Below are 4,040 nucleotides of genomic sequence, written 5' to 3'. Positions count from 1 at the left end.
CGCCGCTCCGATGCGGAGCGCCGCCGCAACAGAACCGCCGACGTCGAGCGCGAAGCGCGTCGAAGCGGGGAGGTCGTGCGGCGGCTCTGTGCTCGCCGCGACGCTCACGGCGCGCTGGATCACGTAGACGTCGACAACGGCCGCCAGAGAGGCCTCTGCGGCCTTGAGTGATGCCAGGGCGGTCGCACATGCGTGGCACCCGGGCGCGACGAACACCAGGAGGCGAGCGCGGGCTGCCGGGACGAGCACGTCGACGATCTCTGCCGTGGCGGGCAGCAGCACCGCGCCGGCTCCACGGGGGATCTGCGCATCCGCTCGTCCGGCGGCGTTCGATGCGCGGACCAGGGACCAGACGCCGACGGCGATCAGCAATCCTGCACCGACAGCGCCGAGCACGAGGGGCACCGTCGGGCCCGTGAGGAGCGTGGCCGGAATCCCGACGGGCTCGGAGACGGCGGCCGTGGCGACGGCCCCTGCCAGCACGGAGGCGGCGATGGCGGTGAGGACCGCGTTGCGCACGATGAGGCGAGGTCCGATCGCGGAGGGGAGCCAGTCGCCGAAGCAGCCGCAATCATCGGTGGCGCCGAGGCGGTGCGCCCGGATGACGGCGATCAGAAGGCCGGAGGTCAGCAGGAGCGCCGCGGCAGCGAAGCCCACGAAGAGCCAGCCGTCCGTCGCGAGCAGCCCGACGGCGACGACCGCCTCGACGGCGATCAGTGCTCCGGCCGCGGTCTTCGGGTGACCGACAGGGATACGCAAGGCCGCGAAGGCGGCGCTTCCGCGATCGGCCGATCGGAGCTTTCCGACCGCGCTCACGGCGAAGACGACGGCGAGGAACACCGTCAAAGGTGTGAGGAACGCGACCATGGCCCCAATACTCCCGGATAGCCGGAGCGGCCGAAACCCGAAGGCTCCGGCCGCTCCACGATCTTCGTGATCAGTTCGAAGGACAGATCAGCCGTCGGTGCAGAGGATCGCGGTCTGGGACAGCGTGCCCGAGGTCTTCGCGCCGGTCGCGACGTACCCGCTGGGAAGCGTGGCCGTTGCCGTCAGGACGCTGCCGACGCCGAGTCCGACGAGGGCGCGGGCCTCGAACGAAGCGCCTGCGGGCAGGTCGGCGACGAGTGTGATCTGCTGCGATGTCGGTCCCAGGAGCTGGATGTCGGCGAGTGCGCTCGAGATGGAGAAGAGCTGCACGTTCGCGACGCCGGTCGCCGTGATGTTGATGACGGTCCCGGCGGGGAGCGGTACGCTCGGGCCGGCGGTGATCTCGAAGCCCGGGAACAGCAGTCCCAGCGTGCCGCAGTCGCCGTCGACGGAGAACGCGCCGACCTCGACGTCGCCCGACGCGGCCGCGAGCGGCGTGGCGACGGCTGCCGCGATGACGGGCACCGACCATGCCGCGCCCTTGACGATGGTGCGCCGCGAGATGCCCTTATTCTTCTGGATTTCTTCGGTCACGTGAGTGCCCTCCCTGTTCGATGCAGATGCGGTTTCCCGCGGTGTCGTGAAGAGGCGACACGTTGTCTGCATCCCCCAGGAGCCTCTTCGTGGTCATCAAAGTAGGGAGAGGAAGAGGGGGAGGAAGGGGGTTTCGGTGAACTACGCGCAGGGTGCGCTCAACCTGCGCGATCTGTGCGTTCTGGCTGCGCGGAGCTATGCCCGGCGCGAGGAGCGCAGGGTGCGCGGGGTGGCCTGATAGGCCTCGTCGAGTGCCCGACGCATGCTCATCGGAGAGTGGAATCCGGCGCGCTGCGCGATCTGGTCGATGCTCAGCACGTCGTAGCGACTGTCGACCAGTAGCGAGTGCGCCAGCCGCGCGCGTTGGCGACGGATCTCCGCCGCGACGCTGTTGCCGGATTCGGAGAAGACGAGCTGCAGCTGCCGCAACGACGACTGCACCTCATGCGCGACGCGCGACGGTTTCAGCGACGGGTCACCGCACTGCTGCGAGATCACGGCGATGGCACGCTCACGCAGCACGGCATGCGGCGAGCCCTGCCCGCTGACCCCGCCGATCCGGTCGAGCAGCACCGCGCCGCACATCTCCATCACCAGCTGCTCGATGGCGTACTGCTCGATCGCCGATGCATTGTCGTCGGTGTCGAGCAGACACCCGATGAACTGCTGCATCGAAGTGTCGAGGAGCCGGCGGTCCGCGAACACACTCGCGTCGGAAGGCAGCGACGGCACGAACGAGGCGATGGCCGAGCGGGGCACGAGTGCGGCAACGAAGCGCCACTGTCCGGCCCACCGCAACCGGCGTGTGATGCCGTGTGCGGCGACGACGAGACCGCCCTCGGTCTCGACCCAGGGCTCACCCTCTACTCGCGACCAGAGCGCCTGTGCCTCGACGAACGCGAAGACCGAGTGGTCGGGGTACCGGGTCACCGTGTCGACGTGGAGCTCGGAGGTCCCTCCGCCCGTGCTGAGCAGGCGTACACCGCCGGAGGCGCGCTCCCGGGAACGCAGTCCGGGGCGGTCACCGACCCGCCGAACACCATGCTTCGCGAGCTCTCTGTCGTCGATGACCTGAGCGTTTGAGTGACTCACGAGACGTTCCCCCTCAGGGTGCCTGCGAACAACTGCGGCGCCTCTGCGATCGGGGTGCCGAACCTGCTCCCATCAACGCGTCGCGTTGCCGGGTTCGCCATCCCGATGCCTCGATACGGTGGTGTATTGAATACAGATTCAATCATCCGGCCCCTCCTGTCAACACAGATTCTGAATTCGTGTAGTGAGACGACACGAACCTCATCTGCATCCCCCAGGAGCCTCACTGCGAGCCACCGTAGAGGGCCCGCCGGGGAATGTCCGGCGAATGGAAGAAAAGCGCGCAATGTGCGTTGTTCCTGCGCGCAATGTGCTTTCGCCTGCGCGGCTCGCCGAGTCGAAGAACGTGGATAGGCTTGCTGCCATGTCCGATCGCTTCCTCGTCAACGCGGTCGGAGCCGTCATCGAGATCGACGCCTCTCGGCGCGACGAAGACTTCCGCGCACGCACCCTCGCCGCCTGGACAGACGCGCGCTACGAGGGCGATCGAGCCGCCGATGCGGTCGCCGTGGTTCCGGCCGACACGGAGGACGCCGCAGCCCTCTCCGCGCTCTCGACCGACGTCACGATCAAGGCCCTCGCGCACCGCCGACACGACCCGATCTGGATGCTGCACGCCGCAGGACTCGCCGCCGCCGACGGTCGCGTCGTGGTGCTCAGCGCGGCATCCGGCACCGGCAAGACGACAGCGGCGCGACACCTCTCCCAGCGCTACGCGTACGTGAGCGACGAGACCATCGGCATCGACGACACCGGTCGCGTGGTGCCCTACCGCAAGCCGCTGTCGATCATCGAACAGGATGCCGTTCCCAAGGCTCAGGTCGCGCTGTCGAGCATCGGCGGCGCGCACACCCTGCCCGGCGAGCTGCGGGTGGCGAAGATCGTCGTGATCGATCGCTCGCCGGAGGGCCCGGACGTGCCCGAGATCGAACCGCTGGACATCGCGGATGCCCTGGCGCTGCTGGGACCGCAGACCAGCTATCTCTCCGACGGGCCGGCACCCCTGCAGCGGATCGCTGCAGTGCTCGAAGCCACCGGCGGTGCCGTGCGACTGCGCTACCGGGAGGTGACGGGCATCGACGGGATCATCGATGATCTGCTCGACGTCGAGTCGGCCCCGGTGCCCCCGATCATCGCCCGCACCGCACCCGTGGTCGACGCGTCAGCCGCGGACGCGTACCGCCGCGCGGAGACCGTCGACGAGCTGGTACTCGAGTCCCGCATCGCCGTGCTGCGGCGGACGCCGACCGGGGGACAGGTGCACGTCCTCGACGGCATCGGCCCGACCATCTGGACCGCGGCCGCCGGAGGGAGCACGCTCGCTCAGCTCGTCGACGCCGTGGTGAGCGCGCACGGGGAGCCCGCGGTTGGAGACCCCGTGACGATCGTGCAGACGGCCGTGCAGGTGCTCATCGCCGACGGGATCCTGCTGCCGCCGACTCAGACCTGAGACCCTCGGACCGAGCGCCGACTCAGACCTGAGCGGT

General features: G+C 69.1%; 4 protein-coding genes. 1 reads left to right on the top strand and 3 read right to left on the bottom strand.

From position 1 onward, the window contains the following. The 3 genes from ACNPM4_RS13055 to ACNPM4_RS13045 form a co-directional block, all read right to left on the bottom strand. Nucleotides 1-867: MauE/DoxX family redox-associated membrane protein (locus tag ACNPM4_RS13055; RefSeq protein WP_448985953.1), on the bottom strand; the 867-nt coding region annotated here is incomplete at its 3' end. An 87-nt stretch (nucleotides 868-954) separates the two neighbouring features. After that, complete coding sequence (locus ACNPM4_RS13050; protein WP_029261182.1) at nucleotides 955-1,461, bottom strand: hypothetical protein; 507 nt, start codon at nucleotides 1,459-1,461, stop codon at nucleotides 955-957. 195 nt (nucleotides 1,462-1,656) lie between these two features. Next, nucleotides 1,657-2,553 (bottom strand): helix-turn-helix domain-containing protein, encoded by an 897-nt coding sequence (locus ACNPM4_RS13045; RefSeq protein WP_448985952.1) that lies wholly within the window; start codon nucleotides 2,551-2,553, stop codon nucleotides 1,657-1,659. A gap of 364 nt (nucleotides 2,554-2,917) precedes the next feature. Here ACNPM4_RS13045 and ACNPM4_RS13040 point away from each other — a divergent pair, with 364 nt between their 5' ends. After that, entirely contained in the window at nucleotides 2,918-4,003 is a 1,086-nt protein-coding gene (locus tag ACNPM4_RS13040) for a hypothetical protein (protein WP_448985951.1), read from the top strand. Nucleotides 4,004-4,040: the final 37 nt, after the last annotated feature.

Source organism: Microbacterium umsixpiens, from assembly GCF_053543675.1.
Note: the sequence above shows the minus strand (reverse complement) of the source record. Positions and strands in the feature narration are given on the sequence as shown.